At 37.7% G+C, this 22,591-nt stretch carries 25 protein-coding genes; 6 read left to right on the forward strand and 19 right to left on the reverse strand.

Features of this window, described 5'->3' with window-relative positions:
- The first annotated feature begins 187 nt into the window (after positions 1-187).
- On the forward strand, positions 188-574 hold the full coding sequence (locus tag ACP6L2_RS12735; protein ID WP_440509742.1) for a VanZ family protein: 387 nt from the start codon (positions 188-190) through the stop codon (positions 572-574).
- A 28-nt stretch (positions 575-602) separates the two neighbouring features.
- Here ACP6L2_RS12735 and ACP6L2_RS12740 read toward each other — a convergent pair whose 3' ends face one another.
- The 5 genes from ACP6L2_RS12740 to ACP6L2_RS12760 form a co-directional block, all read right to left on the reverse strand.
- Positions 603-1,307 carry a ComF family protein gene (locus ACP6L2_RS12740; RefSeq protein WP_440509743.1) on the reverse strand — a complete coding sequence of 235 codons (705 nt, stop codon included), beginning with the start codon at positions 1,305-1,307 and terminating at the stop codon, positions 603-605.
- Between the two features lie 95 nt (positions 1,308-1,402).
- Positions 1,403-2,494, reverse strand: a complete 1,092-nt coding sequence (rlmN, locus tag ACP6L2_RS12745) for a 23S rRNA (adenine(2503)-C(2))-methyltransferase RlmN (RefSeq protein WP_440509987.1) — start codon at positions 2,492-2,494, stop codon at positions 1,403-1,405.
- 96 nt (positions 2,495-2,590) lie between these two features.
- A complete protein-coding gene (locus ACP6L2_RS12750) occupies positions 2,591-3,505 on the reverse strand; it encodes a DUF4349 domain-containing protein (RefSeq protein ID WP_440509744.1) in 915 nt (304 codons plus the stop codon).
- Between the two features lie 1,063 nt (positions 3,506-4,568).
- Positions 4,569-5,600 carry an LLM class flavin-dependent oxidoreductase gene (locus ACP6L2_RS12755; protein ID WP_440509745.1) on the reverse strand — a complete coding sequence of 344 codons (1,032 nt, stop codon included), beginning with the start codon at positions 5,598-5,600 and terminating at the stop codon, positions 4,569-4,571.
- A 73-nt stretch (positions 5,601-5,673) separates the two neighbouring features.
- Positions 5,674-6,255 carry a tRNA-(ms[2]io[6]A)-hydroxylase gene (locus tag ACP6L2_RS12760; RefSeq protein ID WP_440509746.1) on the reverse strand — a complete coding sequence of 194 codons (582 nt, stop codon included), beginning with the start codon at positions 6,253-6,255 and terminating at the stop codon, positions 5,674-5,676.
- A 75-nt stretch (positions 6,256-6,330) separates the two neighbouring features.
- On the opposite strand from ACP6L2_RS12760, the gene ACP6L2_RS12765 reads away from it, so the two are divergent.
- The gene (locus tag ACP6L2_RS12765; protein ID WP_440509747.1) at positions 6,331-7,557 is read left to right on the forward strand and encodes a glycosyltransferase; all 1,227 of its coding nucleotides are present in this window, start codon (positions 6,331-6,333) and stop codon (positions 7,555-7,557) included.
- A 71-nt stretch (positions 7,558-7,628) separates the two neighbouring features.
- Here the strand turns inward: ACP6L2_RS12765 and ACP6L2_RS12770 are convergent, their stop codons facing one another.
- The gene (locus ACP6L2_RS12770) at positions 7,629-8,036 is read right to left on the reverse strand and encodes a hypothetical protein (RefSeq protein WP_440509748.1); all 408 of its coding nucleotides are present in this window, start codon (positions 8,034-8,036) and stop codon (positions 7,629-7,631) included.
- A 242-nt stretch (positions 8,037-8,278) separates the two neighbouring features.
- Here ACP6L2_RS12770 and ACP6L2_RS12775 point away from each other — a divergent pair, with 242 nt between their 5' ends.
- From ACP6L2_RS12775 to ACP6L2_RS12790, 4 genes are all read left to right on the forward strand, one after another.
- Positions 8,279-8,644 carry a DoxX-like family protein gene (locus ACP6L2_RS12775; RefSeq protein ID WP_440509749.1) on the forward strand — a complete coding sequence of 122 codons (366 nt, stop codon included), beginning with the start codon at positions 8,279-8,281 and terminating at the stop codon, positions 8,642-8,644.
- A gap of 5 nt (positions 8,645-8,649) precedes the next feature.
- On the forward strand, positions 8,650-9,384 hold the full coding sequence (locus ACP6L2_RS12780) for a DUF2071 domain-containing protein (RefSeq protein WP_440509750.1): 735 nt from the start codon (positions 8,650-8,652) through the stop codon (positions 9,382-9,384).
- Positions 9,375-10,130, forward strand: a complete 756-nt coding sequence (locus tag ACP6L2_RS12785) for a class I SAM-dependent methyltransferase (protein ID WP_440509751.1) — start codon at positions 9,375-9,377, stop codon at positions 10,128-10,130. The genes ACP6L2_RS12780 and ACP6L2_RS12785 overlap by 10 nt, the downstream gene beginning before the upstream one ends.
- A 588-nt stretch (positions 10,131-10,718) precedes the next feature.
- Positions 10,719-10,973: a hypothetical protein gene (locus ACP6L2_RS12790; RefSeq protein WP_440509752.1), complete on the forward strand. Its 255-nt coding sequence runs from the start codon at positions 10,719-10,721 to the stop codon at positions 10,971-10,973.
- A 9-nt stretch (positions 10,974-10,982) separates the two neighbouring features.
- Here the strand turns inward: ACP6L2_RS12790 and ACP6L2_RS12795 are convergent, their stop codons facing one another.
- The 13 genes from ACP6L2_RS12795 to ACP6L2_RS12855 all read right to left on the reverse strand — a co-directional run bounded on the left by ACP6L2_RS12795 (position 10,983) and on the right by ACP6L2_RS12855 (position 22,591).
- Complete coding sequence (locus ACP6L2_RS12795; protein WP_440509753.1) at positions 10,983-11,855, reverse strand: hypothetical protein; 873 nt, start codon at positions 11,853-11,855, stop codon at positions 10,983-10,985.
- A gap of 24 nt (positions 11,856-11,879) precedes the next feature.
- Positions 11,880-12,428: a hypothetical protein gene (locus ACP6L2_RS12800; protein ID WP_440509754.1), complete on the reverse strand. Its 549-nt coding sequence runs from the start codon at positions 12,426-12,428 to the stop codon at positions 11,880-11,882.
- 16 nt (positions 12,429-12,444) lie between these two features.
- Positions 12,445-12,873: a DUF3592 domain-containing protein gene (locus tag ACP6L2_RS12805; protein ID WP_440509755.1), complete on the reverse strand. Its 429-nt coding sequence runs from the start codon at positions 12,871-12,873 to the stop codon at positions 12,445-12,447.
- Between the two features lie 46 nt (positions 12,874-12,919).
- Positions 12,920-13,249 carry a DUF4870 domain-containing protein gene (locus ACP6L2_RS12810; protein ID WP_440509756.1) on the reverse strand — a complete coding sequence of 110 codons (330 nt, stop codon included), beginning with the start codon at positions 13,247-13,249 and terminating at the stop codon, positions 12,920-12,922.
- A gap of 391 nt (positions 13,250-13,640) precedes the next feature.
- On the reverse strand, positions 13,641-14,441 hold the full coding sequence (locus ACP6L2_RS12815; RefSeq protein ID WP_440509757.1) for a hypothetical protein: 801 nt from the start codon (positions 14,439-14,441) through the stop codon (positions 13,641-13,643).
- 132 nt (positions 14,442-14,573) lie between these two features.
- Entirely contained in the window at positions 14,574-15,251 is a 678-nt protein-coding gene (locus ACP6L2_RS12820) for an anaerobic ribonucleoside-triphosphate reductase activating protein (protein WP_440509758.1), read from the reverse strand.
- Complete coding sequence (nrdD, locus tag ACP6L2_RS12825) at positions 15,232-15,417, reverse strand: anaerobic ribonucleoside-triphosphate reductase (protein ID WP_440509759.1); 186 nt, start codon at positions 15,415-15,417, stop codon at positions 15,232-15,234. The genes ACP6L2_RS12820 and nrdD overlap by 20 nt, the downstream gene beginning before the upstream one ends.
- Positions 15,398-17,515: a ribonucleoside triphosphate reductase gene (locus ACP6L2_RS12830; protein ID WP_440509760.1), complete on the reverse strand. Its 2,118-nt coding sequence runs from the start codon at positions 17,513-17,515 to the stop codon at positions 15,398-15,400. The genes nrdD and ACP6L2_RS12830 overlap by 20 nt, the downstream gene beginning before the upstream one ends.
- 253 nt (positions 17,516-17,768) lie before the next feature.
- Complete coding sequence (locus tag ACP6L2_RS12835) at positions 17,769-17,960, reverse strand: hypothetical protein (protein ID WP_440509761.1); 192 nt, start codon at positions 17,958-17,960, stop codon at positions 17,769-17,771.
- A 156-nt stretch (positions 17,961-18,116) separates the two neighbouring features.
- Positions 18,117-20,090 (reverse strand): TonB-dependent receptor, encoded by a 1,974-nt coding sequence (locus tag ACP6L2_RS12840; protein ID WP_440509762.1) that lies wholly within the window; start codon positions 20,088-20,090, stop codon positions 18,117-18,119.
- A 97-nt stretch (positions 20,091-20,187) separates the two neighbouring features.
- Positions 20,188-20,973, reverse strand: coding sequence for a FixH family protein (locus ACP6L2_RS12845; RefSeq protein ID WP_440509763.1), 786 nt, complete (start codon positions 20,971-20,973; stop codon positions 20,188-20,190).
- Positions 20,974-21,000: 27 nt separating this feature from the next.
- The gene (locus ACP6L2_RS12850) at positions 21,001-21,330 is read right to left on the reverse strand and encodes a metal-sulfur cluster assembly factor (RefSeq protein ID WP_440509764.1); all 330 of its coding nucleotides are present in this window, start codon (positions 21,328-21,330) and stop codon (positions 21,001-21,003) included.
- The gene (locus ACP6L2_RS12855) at positions 21,320-22,591 is read right to left on the reverse strand and encodes a hypothetical protein (RefSeq protein ID WP_440509765.1); all 1,272 of its coding nucleotides are present in this window, start codon (positions 22,589-22,591) and stop codon (positions 21,320-21,322) included. The genes ACP6L2_RS12850 and ACP6L2_RS12855 overlap by 11 nt, the downstream gene beginning before the upstream one ends.

Below are 22,591 nucleotides of genomic sequence, written 5' to 3' on the forward strand. Positions count from 1 at the left end.
TATACAAAGATATATCCTTTGGATGGTACTTTGCAATACATAGTACTATAAAAATCAATAGTTATCTTATAACACATTGATTTTCAAGGATAAAATTTTTTATTGGGAATGTTAACAATAGTGGAAAACAGTAAAAATTAACCGAATAGTTTTTTATTATCAGATAATAATGCGACTTTTAAGGACAATGAACTGGATTATCAATTACGCTTGGGCAATCTTATGGGCGATTATCATGATGATACTTCTATTATTGCCGCCCGATGATTTGCCATCAGGAAATTTTTTCGAAGGATTTGACAAACTTGTACATACGGGTTCTTTCTATTTATTAACCACATTGGTACTTTTCGGTCGGGTTATAGACACCAAAAGAAGAGCTACAAAATGGCGTACTTTCACCATCGCATTCATTACAGCTACTGTTTTTGCTTTCGGAACTGAAGGAGCGCAAATGTATTTTACCAATAATCGCCAGGCCGATTGGTGGGATATATTTGCTGACTATGTTGGAATAGGTATGGCTCTATTTAGTTATTTGTTATTATATAACAGACGGGCAAAATACGACTAAGCCGTCTTTTATAGGTTTTCAACTCGAATTAAGAAGCCTTTGCAAGGCATATTACGGAAAGCTTACAATTAGGATAGCTTTCCATTATGGCGTCTGCTGCAGATACCAAAGTAGCCCCAGTCGTTAGCACATCATCAATTAATACGATGTGCTTACCATCAATAGCTGGTTTTTTCGAACAGCTAAAAACACCACTTACATTGGCTACCCTAGCCAAGGACGACAGCCTTGTTTGCGTTTTGGTTTGAACTGTACGAAATAGGATTGTTTCATCAACCGGCACCTGCAAGATACTGGCAAGTCCCATCGCTATTTTAGTACTTTGATTATAGCCTCTTTTCCGCTTTCTTTTGGGATGTAAAGGAATGGGAACTAATAGATCAATGTTTTCAAAAAAGGGGGATTTCAACAATTTAGCACCATATTCACGGCCAAAATAATAGCCGATTTGTGGCTTACTGTTATATTTTAGATTATAAATCAGATTTTCTACTAATCCGGCATTACTTAAGCGAAACAAGGCCGTTGCGAATTGTATCTGTGATCGGCCTTTTAATTGTTGAAAACAAGGATTGTTCGAATCTAGGTGATCATCGGTATAAGGTAAATGATATTGGCAAAAAGAACAGACTCCATGTTCATCACCCAGTAAATTCTTCTGACAGGCATAGCAGACTTCTGGGTAAAACAGCGTCCAAAAAGAAGTCCAGCTATTTAGAAAAAATTGAAGCATAACACATATTTTCCACAAAATCGAAAAATACTGTTAGCTCAATGTATGCTAATCGTTAGCTAATTATCAAATGTAAGGGGGAAAGTAGAGAAAGTTTAAACAGAAGCTTCTTGTTCGGCTTTGTCTTTATCTTTGATAGCCAATTGTCCACAAGCTGCGTCAATATCTTTACCACGACTACGACGAACATTGGTAATAATCCCCTGTTTCCGTAAATACTCTGCAAATTCTTCAATTTTATCAGCATCGGCATTCACAAAATCAGCTAATGAAATCGGATTATACTCAATGATATTAACTTTACAAGGCACATGCTTACAGAATTTGGCTAATTCCTTAGCATCTTCTAATTCATCGTTAAAATGATGGAATACGATATATTCAAAAGTAATGGGGTTCTTCGTTTTTGCATAGAAGTACTTCAGTGCATCTGCTAATGCTGCCAATGAATTCTGCTCATTGATAGGCATAATTTCATTACGTTTCTTATCGTTTGCAGCATGCAAAGAAAGGGCAAGATTAAAGCGTACGCCATCATCACCTAACTTCTTTATCATTTTGGCAATACCAGCAGTGGATACCGTAATCCGCTTGGCTGCCATGTTTAAGCCATCTGGAGCCGTAATACGCTCAACAGATTTCATCATATTGCTATAATTCAATAAAGGTTCACCCATACCCATATAGACAATATTCGTCAGGGGGTGTCCATATTTCTCTTCTGCTTGCTTACTGATCAAAACAACTTGGTCATAGATTTCATCAGCATTCAAATTACGCTTACGGTCCATATATCCCGTAGCACAGAATTTACAGGTAAGACTACAACCCACTTGGCTGCTCACACAGGCCGTCATACGATCATCTGCTGGAATTAATACCCCTTCGATGATATTTCCGTCAAACAAGGTAAAACTACTCTTAATAGTCTTGTCCGAACTGATTTGTGACTCCTTAACTTTTACGGAATTGATGCTAAAACGGTCTTTTAACTTGTCGCGAAGGCCCTTGCTAAGGTTGCTCATCTCATCAAAATCGGTACAGGATTTTACCCATAGCCATTCATAAATCTGCTTGGCACGGAAACCCTGTTCACCCATCTCCACTAGTGAATCCTTTAGCTGCGCTAAACTCAAACTTCGTATATCAACCAATTTTATTGCTTTTTCCACAGCACAAAGATACATCAAAAAATATAAGCTTCATGTAATATTCTGCTAAGACCCTGAAACAAAGACGGCAACAGAAAAATCCTGTTGCCGCCGAAAACAATCAAATAACCACTATAACGACTGATTTCTACTTTGAAAACGCTCTTTTCGACGATTTCTCCAACGTAAAACCAAAAAAACAACTACAGAACCAATGAGAAATATAGGCCATAAACCGATAATACCCAAAACAATATTAGCGATTAGATCACCTCCAAAACCAAATGAACTCTTCACTCGTGACCAGAATGAATTTGACCCCATTGGCAAATTCGATTGGTAATCAAAAAGATTAATCCGTAAGCTCGAATAATTCACTTGTCCAGATAAATTACGCATCACGCTTTCACTGCTATCAATTTCTTCTTGCAATTGCCTAATCTGCTCCTGTATTTCCAATAACTCTTTCACATTCTTTGCGGAGGAAACCATGCCTTGATAACGCTCCAAATAGGCCCTTTTACTTTTCAAACGCGATTCCAAATCGTAATACTGCAGAGAAACATCTTCTGAGGTCAGGCTTTTGGAGGTAATTTTATCCTTGCCATTTTCTATTGAGGTTAAAAAACCATCCAATTTATCCGAAGGAATTCGCATAACCAAATCATAACTGATCTGATTATTATTATCAGTATTAGCGGATTCCCGCTCATAATAACCGCCCATTTGTTTCAATTGCTGATCTAGATTCTTCTTAGTGGTCTTAACATCTTTGGACTCAATCGAGATATTACCTTCCCTAATAATCTTTGGTTTATTTACCGATTGAGACCTTTCGATAGTATTTTCAGTTGGTGCATCAGACGCTGCAGCAGCAGCATCAGACCCCTTTAATCTAAGAGACTTAGATTGATCACTATCATTTCTATTTACAGCTTCAGTATGATCCATTTCCGGCATTGAAACTTCCTGTTCTCTGGATTGATTACAACTAGCACTGGCGAGCAATACGAAGCTCAGAGCTAAAGCGATGGTTGTTCTTTTCATGGTCTATCATTTTTATCCTAGATGCAGTAAACCAAACAATTCCATAAAATATCCCTATAAAAAAATCGAATCTTGTAGTTTGACAAGATTTACAAATCCTTGCTTATCAATTTTGCCGTAGACCTTGAACTATATCTGTTTGAAATTTATTGGTATTTCACCCTATTTTTCTTCGAGATTCCTTTGAGTTTGCTTCGAGACTCTCACGGTATTACATAGGATTTTATGCGGACTTTGTTCGGATCTCGTTCGGTCGGAACCGAACGAGATCCGAACAAGATCCGAAGGAGTTCCGAAGGAGATCCGAAAGAGTCTCGAAGCAAACCGGTGAGAGAGACGATGAGACAACAGACAAAATACAATAGATTTTGGACTAATTGGCGTGATAGAAATTTTGTCACTTACAACTCAGAGCGAAGCGAAGAGTCTCTAATTCCCTCACATGAACCCGTCATCTTCCACCTTCGGTGGAAGATCTCTAAACTATGCAAATCGATGCATGCATCGCCCGCCATAAAGTATATCCAATCTGTTATCTGTTGTCTATTTTCTGTTGTCTAACATTAAATTAAACGGGCGGACATTCCGTTAGTTTTCATTGGAGATGAATTTCCTTCTTCAAACTCACTCAGTACCGCCCTTACCTAACGTACTATCTAGACGGCTCAATATTAGGTGTTTAATAGCACCTACGCGTAGGGGCAGTACTAAGCGCAGCGGAATGTTTGCCCGCCTTAAAAATGTAGTATAAAGTACCCAGTATATTTAGTAGATAGACCTATGACGGAATAGATTTTTGGGGTACTATGGCGGTCGAAGCATGCTTCGACCCTACGGTTATTAAGGTTAGAATTAATAATTTCACGATGATTTGTAGGGGCGATGCATGCATCGCCCGCATATATTAAACCATAAAAACACCTAGAGAAAGTCCATAAAAAAGGGTTCCTGAGGAACCCTGTTCTGCTGAAAATGTCAGCGAAAAATGTATGTTCTATAATTCGATTTCTGCTAATGATCTTTCTTTTTATCCATTTTGTAGGTTGAAAAGAAAACTGCTTTTTTACTTAGCGGCTTTTACCTTTGGAATGATCTCATTACCATAGATTTCGATCGCCTTCATCATCTTGCTATGATCTGGACTACCTACATCCATGTGAGCCGAGAAACGGGTAAGTCCAAAAGTTTCTTGCATTTGAAGGATCTTATCCACAGACTCATTCACATCACCTACTATCAGGTGTCCGTGTCTGGAGCGTCCGTAGTCATACTGGGATTTTTGATAAGGAGGCCAACCACGAGATGCACCGATACGATTCATCTGGTTGGAATAGTATGGGTAATACCAATCGGCAACTTCTTTACTGTCTTCTCCAAAAAAGGAATGCATATGTACACCGACTTGGAACTTCTCTGGATCATGCCCATTATCCAAATAGGCTTGCTGATAAATCTCAAATAAAGGTTTAAAGTTTATTGGGGATCCACCAATGATAGCAAACATCACAGGTAAACCTAATTTACCTGCTCGGATCACCGATTCTGTTGTGCCACCAACCGCAATCCATATAGGCATACTGTTGTTTACAGGTCTTGGATACACGCTTTGATTGATCAAGCTTGGGCGGTATTTACCAGTCCAATTAATGGTATCCATCTTATTCAAACGCAACAATAAGTCTAATTTCTCCTCAAACAGTCCGCTATAATCCTTTAGATCAAAGCCGAAGAGGGGAAAGGACTCAATGAATGAGCCACGTCCAGCCATAATCTCTGCACGTCCATTGGAAAGAAGATCTACGGTTGCAAAATCCTGGTAAAGTTTAACCGGATCTGCAGAACTCAATACAGAAACTGCCGAACCCAGCTTGATACGATTAGTAACGGTCGCTGCTGCTGCCAAAATAATCTCTGGTGATGCAACGGCATAATCTGCACGGTGGTGTTCGCCCATCCCAAAGAAATCGACCCCTACCTCATCCATCAATTTAATCTCTTCGATTATCTCCTGAATACGCTCCTGTGTTGCTTGTATTTTCCCTGTTTGTGGATCTATTTGAAGATCACCAAACATACCTATTCCTAATTCCATCATAATAAACTCCTATTTCAATGATACAAAAATAGGGAGACTAAGCTCCCTATTCCTTGATGTATGTTAAGAAATACTATCCGTGTATGTATTCTTTCGTTCCGTAGGACTGAATCAACTCACCTTCAAAGTCTAACCATTCTTTCCAACGCTTATCCACGTCCACATCGGTGCTGTATTTTCGAGCAAAATTCAGGAAGGTTGTATAATGATTTGCTTCAGAAACCATCAAGTCATAGTAAAACTTTGCTAACTCTTGATCTTCAATATTTTGCGATAAAACCCGGAAGCGTTCGCATGAACGTGCTTCAATCATGGCAGCAAATAATAGACGGTCAATAAATGCCATATTACGGGAGCCGTCTTTTTTAGCAAACTTCATCAGTTGCCCCACATAATCATCCTTACGCTCTCTACCCAAAGTATATCCACGTACTTTAATGATCTCAATAACCATCTTAAAGTGTTCCATTTCTTCAATGGCAATGGCGGTTAATTCATGCACTAAATCCTCAAATTCGGGGTTTTGGGTGATTAAAGTGATGGCATTGGATGCGGCTTTTTGCTCACACCAGGCATGGTCGGTTAATATTTCCTCAAGATTCGACTCGGCAATATTAGCCCAACGGGGATCTGTCAATAATTTTAGTCCTAGCATAGCTTTCTGATATCTTACAAAGGTAACAAATAAAGCCATCCTGATGGAATAGAATTAAATGTGCAACTTTGCACTATGGGAAAACGCATGCTTGTCATTGGCTTAGTCTGGCCAGAGCCTACTTCTTCTGCCGCAGGATGGCGAATTATTCAAATCATGCAATTATTCATTCAACATGGTTTTGAACTTCACTTCTGTTCAGCAGCAAGCAAAAGTGAGTTTTCCTTCCCTCTAGAAAAGCTCGGAATCAAAGAACAGGTCATCCAATTGAATGATGCCTCTTTCAACAAATATGTGGAGGAATTAATGCCGGATTATGTGTTGTTCGACCGTTTTATGATCGAAGAACAGTACAGTTGGCGGGTTAAGGAGGTTTGTCCTCAAGCTATACGGATTCTGGATACGGAAGATTTACACTTTCTGAGACAAGCAAGACAAGATGCCTACAAGAAAAACCAGGCATTTACACAGGAAATGCTGTATTCGGATATCGCAAGTCGAGAGATTGCAGCCATTCTAAGGTCAGATCTTTCTTTAATCATTTCAACCTTTGAAATGAATCTATTGAAGGCACAATTCCATATTCCAGCAAGCATATTATGTTATCTTCCCTTTCAATTTGAAGCATCTAGGACATCGCAAATGTTGGGCTTTGAAGAACGTCAAGACTTAGTTTTCATTGGCAATTTCATCCATGAACCCAATTGGCGTACCGTTGTCGAGTTGAAGCGTCTTTGGCCAAGTATTCGAAAAAAATTAGGTAAGGTAGAATTGCATATTTATGGGGCATATCCAACACAAAAAGTATGGGACTTAAATAAACCTGCTGAAGGCTTTATCGTGAAAGGACGTGCAGAAGATGCTAAGAGCACACTTGGAAAGTACCGGGCACTTTTAGCACCAATACCATTTGGAGCAGGCTTAAAAGGAAAGTTTGTAGACGCATTCTCGGTGGGTACTCCAAGCGTTAGTAGTAAAGTAGGAGCTGAAGGTATGATGGGAACTGAACAAGAATGGCCAGGTTTTATTTACGATTCGGATGAAGATTTTATAGACAAGGTGGTACAATTGTATCAAGATGAAAATACATGGCTAAATGCACATACCCAATGTGAAAACAAGCTTAATTCCTTGAGAAAAGATGATCAGTCAGAAGTTTTTCTAGCAAGACTTCGAGAAGTTGCCCTTGTTCTAGAGCAGCATAGAAATAGAAATTTTATAGGGCAGATATTGTGGAATAATCAGTTTGCTTCCAGTAAATACATGTCCTTGTGGATAGAAGCAAAACAAAAGATTTCATAAGATTGAGTATAGAAATAAAAAAAGGCGCATGATCAATCGACCATACGCCTGCTCTCATATTAAGTTTAAGCTTAACGTCTTTTAAATTCGTAACGGGAAGTTTTACCCGCAGTAACATTTTCCATGGTGAATTTCACAACGGTAGTTACGATATTCTCTTGAATATTATAGGTCGTACCCCCGAAAATCATGGTTTTGCTATTTGGCATTTCATAAGCAACAGATTTAGTTCCTCCTTTTCCGTCGTACATATAAGCATAACCATCCTTGTTAAAATCTAGTTTTGCATCTTTCCCTTCACCCACTAAGGTATCACGAAGAACCTCTTTACCACCTACGATTTCCGTATGAACAACATTGTTCCAAGAGTTGGAACGAATAATATTTAAAGCCGTATCACGACCAATATTGTCAATAGTATCTTCACTACAAGAAGCTAATCCTATTGCCACTAACCCCAAAATCATTAACTTTTTCATAATTATCCTATTAAAATTTAAAACTGCGTTTAATTTCAGGTCTACATTTCCAATCATTATGCCAATAAATGTTAAATGGAGAAAATAGTGGCCAAAACAGCCCTTAAGTATATATGGGCTATCTTTTTAAAAACCGTAACTGTGGCTGAGCATTCTTGGTTAATAATCAAGATAGTCTTACTTGGCAAGAAAATTAAATGGTATATTTAGTTTCACATCGAGGGACCATTGTTTTTCAGAATATGAAGCGCTTTTTACACTATTTCATCTGCCTGGTTTGGCTAGTCAACGGACTAGTTTGTAAGGTGTTGAATCTAGTTCCAAGGCATGAAGAAATTGTTGGACAATTATTGTCCAGCAGCTTTGCAAGACCATTAACCTTAACCATAGGAATACTCGAAATAGGCATGAGCATCTGGATTTTTACGCGTTTGTTTCCACGATTAGCCGCTATATTTCAAATGCTTCTCGTTTTATCGATGAATATCATAGAAACCATATTCGTTCCTGAACTATTGCTTTGGGGAAGGTGGAATTTAGTGTTTGCTATACTGTTTGTGGGAATAATTTATGTGGAGGCTTTTGTTTTAAAAAGCGCTAAAACCTAAAGCATATGGATTTCCTAAAACATCACCCATTTGCTATTGAAGCACATTTCAAGTATTCATTAGTTCTGACCTTTGCCTTTCCAAAGGCGGAGTTAGAAAACCTTATTCCAAAGCCTTTGGTTTTGGATTGTTATGAAGAAAAGTGGGCTTTTGTTGCTGTCGCCATGGTACAAACGAAAGACCTTCGGTTGAAAGGTTTTCCAAAGTGGACCGGTAGAGATTTCTTCTTGATAGGCTATCGCATTTTTGTACAATACAATACCGTTGAGGGCAAACGCCTTAGGGGTTTATATATCTTAAAATCGGAAACAGATAGTGCCCTGATGAAGAAAATGGGAAATCTGATGACCCATTATGGCTATGAAAAAATTGATATCTCCTTTCAGGAGAATGAAGAGTCTATTTGGGTACAATCTAAGGCTTCGGGTATTAAGGTAGATATAAACCATAAACAAGCGGATTTGAGTCTACCTAATGGATCCCCCTTTCCGGATTGGAAAACCGCTCGTCGCTATGCTGGCCCGCTTCCATTTACTTTTTATGTGGATAGCCAGGCAGGCACAATAAGTATTGTTGAGGGAAAACGAAGCAACTGGATACCGCGACCCGTTGAAGTCAAAAAATGGGAATTTGGGTTTTTAAAGCAAAGAAATTTAAATCAGGGGCAGTTAGCAAACGCATTCATCATTCGAGAGATTCCGTATTCGTGGAAAAAAGGAAGGAGGGAAAATTGGAAATAAGAAGAAAACCATTTCAAGGTGTTTGGAACATTCTATTGTTCAATTGGCACTATTATGCCATTCTTCTGCTATTTATAGTTCTAGCGGTCGCTTTTGCCTATCTTTTCCCTTCACAATTTCAACCTTGGAAAGTTTATATTCTAGCCTTTGTTGCTTTTTCATCACTTATTTCCTTGATCGTTTCTTATTGGATTTATGATCGAACCGATTTATATTCATTTCCCCTAATTGAGCATTTGGATAATAAACAAGTCCTTAATATACATGCCGGATTTGATGAAACCAGTGTGCTGATTCAATCAAAATTCCCATCCGCAAACCTCACCATAGCTGATTTTTATGATCCCTTAAAACATCGAGAAGTATCTATCAAAAGGGCTAGAAAAAAGTATCCCAACTCCCCGTCTTGTAAGGCCGTAAATCCCTTAAACTTAGGATTTTCTAATAATTCTTTTGATTGTATACTTGTCATATTCGCTGCCCATGAAATCAGAAACGACCAAGAAAGGGTTTTGTTTTTTAAGGAATTGAAACGAGTATTAAAACCTGAAGGGGAAATTGTAGTCATGGAACATCGAAGAGATTGGTTGAATTTTCTAGCCTATCAGATTGGTTTTCTACATTTTTATTCGGATCGGCAATGGCGTAGAATCTTTAAAGAAGCTGCGTTAAATTTAGTAAACGCGACTAAACAATATGGGCTTATAACCACTTATAAACTGAAAAAATATGGAACTAGCCATTAAACTCTCCGGAGCACTACAAATACTTCTAGCGCTCTTACATTTTGGTTTTCCTAGAAAATTTAACTGGGAGGCAGAATTACCAAGACTATCTCTCTTGAATAGTCAGATAATGAAAGTGCATACTTTCTTTATTGCTTTGTTGTTGTTTTTGCTTGGAGTACTAAGCTTGACCTCTTCCCACCTGTTGATCCAGGGAGAGCTGGGTCACAGAATCTGTCTTGGGATCGCTATATTCTGGGCTATACGTTTTGTTTTTCAACTATTTGTCTACTCTCCTTCTTTATGGAAAGGGCAAACCGTAGAAACGGTAATTCATGTTTTGTTCTGTATGCTTTGGTTATTTTTTACTTGGTCCTATTTAGATCCTATTCTTTAATGGAATTTATTTTAGCCCTGCTAAATAGTTTTATCAAGTACACTGGTTAATATTTTATTGTTTTCAAAGCCAAGTTCATTAATTTTTTAACAAAAGTTTATGAAAATATTAATTTTTATTTCTAAGTTAGCCAATGCAAAAAGTAGCTGATTAACTACATAAAAAGTTGCTTTAAAGCCAAACAAACAAGATATTAACCCATAGGACTACAAATGAGACAGCAAAGTCTAGCTACAAATACGGTAACAGAACTTACATCTAAGCGGAAGTGTTTATTATGTCTTTTGGCTGGGGGAGCTTTGATTATGTCTATTATGATAGCTGTAATTCTTCTATATTTTGTAGAAGGAGACTTGCTTCGTTTCCCAATTATCACAGCAGTATCTTTATTTTCCTTACTTCCAATCTACCTTCGTCTAAGCGAAGTTAATCAGGAAATAAAGAATCGTTTCCAAAAAGCTGTTTAATAAAAACCCTTAATTAATTACCACAAAATAGTAGAATTCTTTATTCTTTTGAGGCTGATTTCCTTTGGTTATTGGCGTAAGTTTTAATTGGAGATTATCTAACTCATAGGAATAGATTTGATCCCCTTCATGAAATGGAGCAGTTTTACTATTGGGGCTCCCTACTTGAACTCGGATTTGATTATTATCCAAAAAATCCATGATCCCTTTATTATCATCATCAAAAGTCACCTTGTTGCTTTCTTCATCCAAGAGAAAAGTATTTCCATTTTTAATGGCCGTTGGGAATTGACCTTTGTTTTCAGCGACTTGAAATAACTTTCCTCTAAAATCATCTGATTTCCTACCAAATAGCGGCTTGCCTCGCAAATCATTTCGAATTAGTTTTTTCCCATCCTTTAATTCCACAAAATTCTCGACTGGAAAGGTCAATTCAAAAGCAATTAATTCCTTGTTATTAAATGTCACAAAGTTTTCTTCTTCTGTAGGTTTACCGGCAAGGATTTTCATGTTTTCATATTCAAATACAGAAACCTCATCATCCTTGGCATAAATACCCATAGCTTCTAGATCAGCAGGGTGGCTATAATTGAAATGAATAACCAATTTGGGTTCCTTATCCGAAAGGTGCCATTCTACGCGCTTATTTGTGAACGAATCTGTTTCCTTAACCCAATTAACCTGGTTATTTTTTATTTTCCTATATTCCTCTGTTTTGGCGATATCAGATTCTATCTCAGAACTCAATAAACCATATTGTTCAATTCGCACTTCTTTCTTTACAGGATCCAAATATACTTTTACCTTTTCAGCAAAAAGATTCGGTTGCTCCAGCATAAAGAAGCTACCCAGAATAAAAAAGAGAAGTTTTATTTCAATCATGAATGAGAAATATTGGGTGTATAGCTAGTCTTCGTATCTCTTCTGTAACTCCGTTGACCAAGCATCCAAAATCTGGTTTGCTTCAGTAACTATTTCAGACGGTAATTGCCCTTCTCTTGCTGCAGAAGTTAATTTGGCTTCTTTATTATGATAGGTAATTTCAAACATCACATCTTTACTACCCCACATGTAGTCGTACAAGAATGCATGTCCTGTAGCATCAGGTTCTAAATATTGTGCTAAATCCTTCAACATAGCCATCATGGGTATAATCTCCTGAAAATTCTCACTGAACTGCAGCACATAGAAGTACCAAGTGCCAGAATTCGGATCATATAGCTCTTGGCATCCCGAGAATTTTTCGTCAATTATTTCCTGTATAACCTGTCCGTAACTTTCGGCATGGTAAGATTGAATAACTTGTAAGGCATGCTTATCATACATTTCGCGGCTATCCCACCAATTGGTCCAAGAACTATTCAGTGCTGGAGCAACAGGACGGGAAGATTTGAATTTATGTAATTGATCCTTAGCAATTTTAACCTTCACAAATAATGAATATAATTCTGACATGACTTTATCATTTAATTTAAAAGACTCCGAATTTAAACAAGAAATAACCTAAGGTTGTCACAAACATGGGGAGCCCAAATAACATGCAAATGATGCTCCCTAAGAATAGGTGATAATAACCTATGATCTGCGCTTTATCAGGGACATTAGGATCATACATCACCTGTACCTTTTCGTTTAAATTATATTGCGGAGGATTTGATTTAACATTAGGTGAAAAGGTCATTTTCTTTCCATTGACTTCATATTCTAAAACCGGTTGATACATCCATGAGCCAGATCTATTATCCTTATCACTGGACTGTACCATTTTATTTTCAATCAAGACCGCGTCCGTACGGATGGCTGATTGCATGAACTTCTGCGTCCTTAAGAATAGAAATATACTTGCTAATAGTAATCCTAATCCTAAAATAAAAATGAAACCGTTTATTAAATCTGTCATTTTCATGAAAACCTTACACCTTACGAATACCCCTTTTGTTGATCAATTAATTCTGATCGATAAACTTAAAAGAGTTACTAAAGTAATCTCCAATAATTGGAAGTGGTTTCATTTTTCCATTGGCAGCATTCACAATTCCGATAATTAGTAGAACCAATACCAATAAACTAGCAATGTTCACAAAGATGCCAATTGCTGGAACAATAGAAGCTATAATTCCCAAGGCAATAGAGAAGATGAAGGAGAAAATAATTAAACCTAGACCTTGTTTTAAATGGAAGCGACTAAAATCATCGCGTTGGTCTTTACCCATGAAATAGGCAACTAACCATAAAATTCCCAAATAACTTAAAATTGATTGCAGTTTAGAATCCATAGAAGTAATAATTAAGTGTTTATATTCTGTTAATATGTTACTATACTTTAACACAACTTGTACCAAAAATCCTTTGGGTTAAGTTCTTTTCGTAAATATCCTTACAAAACAAACAGATTCTGCCTAGAAAGATGTCCAAATCAGGTTTTAAGGTTGTTGTATTTATATAATCTGAATAGTGAAGGTTAATGGTTCAGCTATAAGCACTAGTAATTTCTGTTTACAATAGTGTATAGAATGCAGAACGCTATTATAGCATACTTATTGCTTTTTTATGACAGTCTTAAACCAATTAGACCTGCTGATAAAACAATTTTAGAGTCTTAGCCTATCTGAATTCAGGCTACCTTTTTAGGAAACCATAAGGTAGCCTGAAGTATACTTTGATCGATTATATATCTAATGTTTTTGCTAAGGTCAGGTTATCCACATTGACAATAATTTCTTTCACTTTTCCTGCTTCCATTACGAAGAAAACATGCTCATTGTTATTGACAACTTTATCACCATTTTTCACCGTTCCTGCTTCATTCACTGGAATACTTATTTTTGATAATCCCTCTACATCGGTTTTGTTCATTAGGGTGGCAGAGATGCGGCCATTATCTTTATATTCTTTTTCGATTAAGGCCTTATGTTGATCATTCCAAAGCTGCGTAGTACCATACCAATAAACTTCACGATTGGAAACTAATGTATTTCCTTTTTTAACCTTCAAAGTTAGAACAGCCTTATCAGCAGTAAAAGATTTAGGGTCAGGCTCTGCAGTAACAAATGCTACTTGATAAACAGGTTTATCTTCTACAACGGTGAACTTGATGTTCTTCAAGGGTTGAGAGGTTGTACTGGTGATGCTGTAATACCCATCGGAAAGTAATTTTTTGCGGAGAGCAACAACATATATTGTTTTACCAACATAATCGCTAACATTAAAGACTACCGAATCATTTACGGTACGGTTGGCTGGTAGATTCAATGATTTTAAAGGGGTAAAATTTTCATACTTTTCAAAAGGAGCTTCGCTGAGGAAAACCTTACTGTCGGTAAATCGTTGTAAGCCCACTGCTGGTGTGTAAATAACGGCCTTGTGCGTAGCATTTTTTAAATCTTCCCCATCGTTATCCTTCGAACAGCTTGCCGAAAAGAAAAGGGCAATGGCAGATAAGAGCAAAATAAAGTAATTGCGTTTCATAGTGATTTGTTTTGAAAAAATTTTCTTCAATCAAAACAAATTAAGTGCCAATAAAAAAGTTTTAGTAATAAATAAAAACGTGTTTAAACAGCTAATAAGGCACTTTTTTCCTAATTTTAGCTCAAACCTCTACTAGGCGCGCATAATGACTTGGATGTTCCTTGAAGAATAGTTAATTTTTTCAGTTCCAAAGGAAGAATAGCTTAAATCGGATAATGTTTTCACGTTATTTAAGGCAGCTTGTAGGTAGTAATTTCCTATATAACCTTTTCCTTCTAGGAAAAACAACATCTCTTGTAAATCATCATTTGACAACAATTGACCATGCACTGTAGTACGAACTTCAAAAGTTAGTTTAGTTGAAATTAAAAATTCAAGACTTTGTTCAAAAGACTTAAAATCGTCAAATACGGTAATGGCTTTATATTTATTGTTTAAGGCTTTAAAGTCCAAAGCTACATAATCCAATAAACCTTCCTCGTACATGGTTTTTAAAACCTTAGGTCGAGTTCCGTTGGTATCCACCTTAATGAGGTAGCCCATTTCCTTAGCTATCTTAGCCAACTTCATAAGATCAGGGTGCATACTGCATTCCCCACCGGAAAAAACCACCGCTTGAAGCAATCCTCTTCTGGATTGTAGAAATAGCTTAGCTTCATCGATCCCAATCTTACCTTTTCCTAAAACTATATCTGGGTTATAACAATATAGGCAACGCATATTGCAGCCTGCAAACCAAAAGATGCAGGCTGCTTTATTGGGGTAATCTAATAAGGTAAATGGACTTATATCATAAAGCGGTTTGGCCATGCCTTTCATTGAATAAAGTCCGCTGTTTATGCTCGCCTTGTTTACCAATATTAAAACTTTCCACCGGTCGATGATAACCCATCACGCGGGTATACACCAAACATTTACTACGTTCTTGTTGTTGCTGCTGCAGAATTTGCAGTCTTTCATTCTGTAATGTTTCCATGATCAAAATTTAATTTTTGTTTATTAACGATTTCATCGTCACATTTAGGACAATATTCATGCTCTCCATTGAGGTAGCCATGTACTGGACATATACTGAAAACAGGAGTAACGGTAATATAGGGTAGGCGGAAATTACTTAATACAGTACGGACAAAGTCCTTACAAGCATCAGAGGTACTGATCTTTTCACGCATGTATAAGTGCAATACCGTCCCTCCGGTGTATTTGCATTGGAGTTGATCTTGCAGCAACAGCGCCTCAAAAGGATCATCGGTATGGTCTACCGGGATTTGAGAACTGTTGGTATAATAGATATTCTGTTCCTGACCAGCTTGTAGGATATCGGGGAATCGCTTCTTATCTTCCTTAGCAAATCGATAGGTAGTTCCTTCGGCTGGAGTGGCCTCCAGATTATATAAGTTGCCGGTCTCTTCTTGAAAACTACGTAGCTTGGTGCGGATGTATTCTAATATTTCCGTAGCAAAGTTTATCCCCCAAGGGCTTACCAGATTTTCCTGATCGAAGGTGTAATTTCGGATCATTTCATTCATGCCATTGACGCCAATGGTAGAGAAGTGATTTCTGAAATGCGGCAAATAGCGCTTTGTATAGGGGTAGAGACCATTGTCATACATCTCTTGAATGAACTTACGTTTCTTTTCTAGGGTGGACTTTCCTATTAAAAGAAGTTCATCAATTCGGTTATAGAGTTCTTCACGTTTTCCTGGATATAAGTATCCTAGGCGAGCCATATTGATGGTGACTACCCCAATACTACCGGTCATTTCAGCACTTCCAAACAGTCCGTTTCCACGCTTCAGTAATTCCCTAAGGTCTAGCTGTAAACGGCAGCACATGCTTCGCACAGCATTGGGCTTATAAGCTTCAGGATTCTCAATTCGCTCTCCTGCATCATTCATCAGGTATTGGCTACCGATAAAGTTTTGGAAATAGGAAGAACCAATCTTGGCCGTATTTTCAAATAAGATATCTACGTTTTCTCCATCCCAATCAAAATCCTCAGTGATGTTTACCGTTGGTATGGGAAAAGTAAAAGGCTGACCATTTGCATCTCCTTCAGTCATGACCTCATAGAATGCTTTATTGATCATATTCATTTCCTTTTGGAAATGTTTATAGCATAGATCTTCCAGGTTAATGATACCACGTTCTTGCGCTATCCGCTCCAAGTGTGGCATGTCTATTCCCCGGAATAAATGTTGACCATTCTTAGTCGGTATTTGATCTTGTAAATCTTGTGGTACCACCCAGTCAAGAGTAATATTGGTAAATGGTGATTGCCCCCACCGTGCTGGAACGTTCAAGTTATACACGAAACTTCGGATAGCCTTCTTAACCGCAACCTGATTTAATTGATCTTTGAAGACATAAGGTGCTAAATACGTATCGAAGGAGCTGAAGGCTTGTGCGCCGGCCCATTCACTTTGTAAGATACCTAGGAAGTTGGCCATCTGTCCTAAGGCTTCCCTAAAATGCGAAGCAGGCCTACTGTCCACCCGACCACGAACTCCATTAAACCCTTCATCCAATAAAACACGGAGACTCCAACCTGCGCAATAGCCAGTCAAACAATCTAGATCATGTATATGGATGTCTGCATTTCGATGGGCATGGCCTTCCAATCGGTTATAGACTTTGTCTAACCAATAATTGGCAATAATCTTTCCAGCCGTGTTGTTGACTAATCCGGCATTGGAAAAAGAGTTATTGGCATTAGCTTGTATTCGCCAGTCGTGCTGATAAATATATTCTTCTACAGCATGGCTACTGTCCACATAGGTACTGGAATCAACGAAACGATCGATATGCTCTCTTTGCAATTTTCGGGTATGCCGAAAAAGCATAAAAGAGCGCATAACGGGAAAATAACTGAATGCATAGAGCTTCTTTTCTATGGCATCTTGTATATCTTCAACATCCAATAAATCGGTAGCGGAAATTTCTGACTGAAGGCTTAGGAAAACTTCATTATCATAGGGCACAGATACACTCTCGAATGCCTTTTTTATGGCATCCTCAATTTTAAAAGCCTGAAAAGATTCAAATGTTCCATCACGCTTTATGACGTTTCTCATAGTAATAGATTTTTTGTGTTAAGCGATAGAATTCCAAGGAATTACATAAAGCTAATCAACAATAACCTAATTATTTATGAGGGCAAACATAAAGCGATAGAATTATAAAAAATGACAGAATTTAGAGGAATTATTTAAACAAATCTGAGTGAGTTCCAGTTCTTACAAGCTCCAATAGAAACAGTTGTTCATTTTCATGCCAAATCATTAAAAAAGAATTCAAGAAATTATAAATCAGGTGTACTTTGTTTTGTTAAACAGACCTAAACAATTCCACTACACTGGAAAACTTAGTTCCTTTACCATTCTTTAACTCTTTCATAGCAGCAATGGTCTTTTTATTTGGAATCTTGTCTTTAGAAACAATTCTCCCGTTTAGCTTTTTTAGAAGTTGTTTGAATAACTTAGTCTCCTCTTCAGGCAATTCTATTATTAAGGTTTTCATTTCCATCTTTAAGCTCTTTTAACTAAGCATAAATTTAGTTAATTTCTAACCTAAAATAGAAAGCAAAGAAAAATTGAAAATATCTTCTATTTAAAACACCCATATAATAAAAGGATATCTCTTATTAGAAATCACTTTTAACCCTCTTTTAAGTTGCTAAAAAGACACAGATATCTGCGCTATAAAATTGCGACCAGGCCTAGCAATCTTCATGATATCCTGATGCCTATAATAATAACGATCCAAGATATTTTCTACTCGAAAACTAGAAGTAATTCGTTGTTGCTTCAATGAAAATTGTTTTCTGATGCCAGCATGTAAAAGTGTTGCTGAAGGAGTTTTTGAATCACCATATACTGCTGGACTTACTTTGTTTTGAGCTGCAAAATAGGATAAATCAAGTTGTGCATTCCAGCCTTTATAATTCAATAAAAGACTGTTGTTATTGGTTAATGGGGCAATTAACGGCAAAGCATTTCCATCATGATCTTTACCCTCGGTATAAGCCAATGTACTGATCAGTTCTAGATAGGATAAGGGTTTAACACGGAATGATACTTCTCCGCCATATAAGGCAGCATGTTCCAAATTCTGGTATTGCTTTACACCACTTGCTCCAATGGTCATCAATCCATAATCTGGATTAATTAGCCCAGCAATATAATCCCGGAAATAATAATGGAAGCCATTGGCTTCAATCTGCCAAATATCCTTTTTAAAGGTCATCCCTAAGCTAGATTGTAAGGCTTTCTCGGTTTTTAAATCTACGTTGCCTAGGTAATCGTAATTATCCAGTCGATTAAAAAGGTAGAAACCATAGTATTCTTGCAAAGAAGCACTACGATTTGCAAAGCCCACTTTAGCCATTAAGTGCCAGTATTCATTTGCTTGGAAATGTGTTGTTACTGCAGCATTGCCAAGATGATTGGAACGTGTTAAGCTGCCTTCTTTCATTCCTGACAATTGATCTTTGCCAGCCTGACTATATAAATCAGAATGTGAGAAACTATAATTACCTAAAAGATCAATAGCCCATTTATCCGAGGATAATATTCTATCCGAAACATCTAAACTTACAAATCCACGTTGAACATCTGGCAGAGTAAACATGAACATAGGACTACCGGTTTCCGGATACATGGTCATATTTGCAGTCAGTCGATTGACATAAGCACTGACACGTGCTTGAAGTTTGTGCTTACCAATAGATTTTCCTGATTCTGAAAAAAAACCTGCTGTCCAAGATACTCCAGGCATATCCATATGCATAGGCACAGTCTCTGCCGGTCTCTTTGTATCGTCCATGGCATGATCAATATGATTGAAATAAACTTTGCTTTTTATAGGGTCTATTCCCTCAGATGTTGGTTGATAAACATGGGTAATGGAAGCGATATTTGCATTGGCAAAAGACACATCCATCGTCAGTGCTGGATAGCCAATATCCTGACCATAGTCGACTAAGTATTGTGCTTGAATCTCATTCTTGGAATTGATTTTATATTTTAAAGCTACAGAGGCATTCCATTTTTGAAATTGAGAGTTCGCTATTTCAGCTTGTTTTGCTGCACGATAGTTTTGGGCTTTACGGAAAATACCATTTACCAAAAGGCCATAACGTGCTGTGCTGTATTGCAGGGAAGCAAGTGTTTGAAAAGCTTGTGAATTTGTTTCATATCCTGTTCCCAAAAGACCATTTAATTGGGCTGACTCTGTCAGTTTTGGATTGGCAAGCTTAAAGTCAATACCTCCCCCAATGGCAGAGCCATAATTACTAAATCCAGGACCCAGATTCACATTGATCTGTTGTAAGTTACTGGGTTCAATATAAGAGCTTACCGGATCCATTCTATCCGTACAAGCGCCAAAGATTGCCATTCCATCTATACTCAAATTTATCTGCGCGGCATTTAAACTGCGTATGGTTGGTTCCCATGCATAATTGCCTCGACGAATCATTTGCACACCAGCAATGCGATCTAGTACTTGATCAATATTTGCCTGTTTGGAAGCTCGTTGTTCTTGTTCCAATCGCTTATTAATACCGACCTGGCTAGTAACTAGAACTTCTTCAATCTGAATGTTTTTCAATGTATCGTTATGCTTATGCTCTTGTGCAAAGACTTGCATGCTACAGCAAGTAGCTACACAAAGGAATATAGATGGAATAGCTCTCATGGCACTAAATTATTTCTGTTAATTAATTCATGTGTTAATTGGGATAAACTTAGAACAACACATCTAAGTACACCTCTTCGGCCAGTAACTCACCTCCTTTATGGATCGTGAAGAACAGACGCCAATCACCAGTCATGCTGAAATTTACTTTTCCTTTATAAAGGCCTTTTCCGGCATCGACAGGATTTTGATTGTTGCTCGATCCATGATTCATGGAAGTCATTTCTGGATGAAATGCCAAAGTCAAACCTTCTACAGCCGGAAAATCAAACATGGAATTTCTTTTAAAAATCATTACATGCAATTCATTCAATCCGATTTTTGGTTTTGATGGTTCAACCAATGCCAATACATATCGTGATCCATCTTTGGCAGTAATGGTTTTTACAGGCACATTTCCAGCTGTTGCTGGTTTAATCGTTACTGGAACAGCGATGGTTTTATCGTCAGCTTTCACCTCCAATGTCCAAGAACCAGATTCTCCCGAAGGCATGGTAAATATGGCGTAGGTCGCATAAGCATCATATTGATTGGAATAGGCTAAAGTACCATAAGGAGAAGCATGCTTCATGGTGCCCATATCCATAAGCGTGGTGAAACTGAGCTTATCATTGCGCACAGTTTTACCGTCTTTAGTCAGTTGAAAATATAATGGATTGTATCCCACCGAGAGCTCATTATCCGAATATATGCTTAACTGCTCGCCAGTGGCAAGAGTCGTTTCAGCAACCTTTACTTTCCCTTGTAATGGTAATTCTAGGGCTTCATCTTTATCACATGAGCCCATAAATAGAGCAGTGATGCTCAGACAGATGACATAAACTAATTTTTTCATAGCATTGTTCTTAAAGTCAAATTATTCTTACTTAATATTCAATTGTTCTTTACCTTCATCACTCATCCGATCAATAGACCAAGCTGGCTGCCAGACCAGGTCGATAATAATTTCACGATCGGGAAAGACTTTTTGAAGGCATTTCTCTACCCCCGTAAGGATAGAATCTCCCATGGGACAATAGGGGGATGATAGGGTCATTTCGACCTTTATTTCGTTGGCAGTTGAAAAATCTAAATCATACAACAAACCCATATCGACGATATTGATCCCCAATTCGGGGTCCATGACCATCATTAAAGCTTGCTGTGCTTTTAATTGTTCTCCTGCATAAGCGGATGTTAAATCAATTTTCATGTTGATCCTTTCTTTTGTGCAAAAGCACCTTAAACACATTGATGAGGTAGCTAGCTGCAAGGATGATCCATAGGTAAGTACAGGCATTAATAGCCCACCTCAATTTTAATCCTACCGCCAAAGTGGTAGCCAACAAACTCAAGAGAAAAACATAGTATTGGACGTTCAATAGCCTTTGGCTATAAAGATCTTTTGGCATTGGTAAATTGGCCAGACCATTCATCCCTTTATAGCGAAGATTCCAAATAATGAAAGGCAGGGTTTTGAAAGTCATTCCCAAGATGATACTCGTTATCCAACCTAGGAATATCCATATCGCATATAAGGTAATCCACTGTCCAGAGCTGTTTTGAAGCACCAGAGGCAGTATCGCAAAGGCCAATAACAGACAGAGAATAGAAATAAATGCATGTCTCATTGGAATGTCAATCTTCTTTCTTGCCCTATGCCTAAAGCAGTCCAGAATATACAGTACCCAACAGATAAACCCGGCAAATACAATTCCCCCAAACAGCAGCGAATACAAATCAACTTGATCTTTATAGCCCTTCCAAAGGAATAGCAACAAACCGATATTTATGAGAATAACAGAGGCAAAGAGGTAATTCCGTTTATTGGATTTTCCCAATAGAAACATAGGAAGCATCTTTGCTGCTGCACCAAACACCAATTGCAAGAACCAACCTGCAATACCTGCATGTGCATGTAGTTTCAGAATGTCCAAATGGCTCTTTTCAATAAATGGATGCGCCAAATTAATGGCCAACAATAAGCCTATACTACATGTAAAGCAAAACCAAAATGCAGATAACATAAAGAACAGATGCAGTTCAAATGCTTGTTCAGAATCTCGTAATGTTCTCCAAAGAATGATGAAATACAAATAGGAACTTATACATACGAAACTTCCTCCTAAGATCATCATCCACCCGATTTGGAAAGACCAAAAGCTGTGTATCAATAAGCAGGTACCTATAGTCAAGGAGATATAGCTAGCAAAGGCTAGGCTTGGGGTTTTCAACTCTCTTTCAAAGATGACTGGAATCAACTGGTAGGCGGCACCAAGGATTATCAGAGTTCCCCAACCCAATACCAAAGTATGTACAATCGCTAATACTCTCGGTTGAAAATAATGCCCCAAAATTTGGCTTCCAGTCTGTTGAAACAATAAGCTGAATGCAAAAAAGAATATAGCCGCTGTTATAAAAAATGGAATAACTGCATATCCTTCTGGGGCCTTATTTATGGAAATATTAGCCAT

Source organism: Sphingobacterium lactis (assembly GCF_051951495.1).
GTDB classification, from domain to species: domain Bacteria; phylum Bacteroidota; class Bacteroidia; order Sphingobacteriales; family Sphingobacteriaceae; genus Sphingobacterium; species Sphingobacterium lactis_A.